Origin of the sequence: Massilimicrobiota sp. An80, from assembly GCF_002159255.1 — a bacterium.
In the GTDB taxonomy this organism is placed as follows: Bacteria; Bacillota_I; Bacilli_A; order Erysipelotrichales; family Coprobacillaceae; genus Allocoprobacillus; species Allocoprobacillus merdigallinarum.
This window is the reverse complement of sequence record NZ_NFHI01000124.1, coordinates 1-613: the sequence shown is the minus strand read 5'-3', so window position 1 is coordinate 613 and position 613 is coordinate 1. Positions and strand designations below refer to the sequence as shown.

The 613-nt window shown below is 32.6% G+C and carries 1 pseudogene; it reads right to left on the bottom strand.

The window, feature by feature from the left end:
• Window positions 1-142 precede the first annotated feature (142 nt).
• A pseudogene (gene tnpA / locus B5G32_RS13600) lies at window positions 143-325 on the bottom strand (IS200/IS605 family transposase); the annotation flags it as partial.
• Window positions 326-613 lie beyond the last annotated feature (288 nt).

Genomic DNA, 613 nt, shown 5'->3' with positions numbered 1-613 from the left:
AAGAAGAAAAAGATAGACTCAATAAAATGTTTTATGCCGATAAATCAATAAAAAACTAATGATGATACAATGATTATTTCAATTTAATCGGCATAATTATTTTATCGGTATAAGTCAGCTTATGCCGATATCGGCATAATGACACATAATATCCTCGGCACCAGAATTCTCTGTTTCTATATTTGAATCGCGCATTTGCCCATTTTTCAAATATCATCTGACTACTCTTCCCTTTTAGGTATCCCATAAATCCAGATATGCTCATTTTAGGTGGTATTTCAACTAGCATATGTATATGATCTTTACATACCTCTGCTTCTAATAAACTACCCCGGGGCAGAGCCCACAAATGTCCACTGGACATTTGCGACGGGGTATTTCAAAAACTTTGTGATTACAACTTTAATAGTATTTGTTCATAGGAATCTTGTTTACCTTGATTTTTCACATATTCTTTTATTGCCTGCTCACTTACGTTGCGCCCCACACTTGACACTTATACCGATAAAATAATTATGCCGATTAAATTGAAATAATCATTGTATCATCATTAGTTTTTTATTGATTTATCGGCATAAAACATTTTATTGAGTCTATCTTTTTCTTCTTCAGA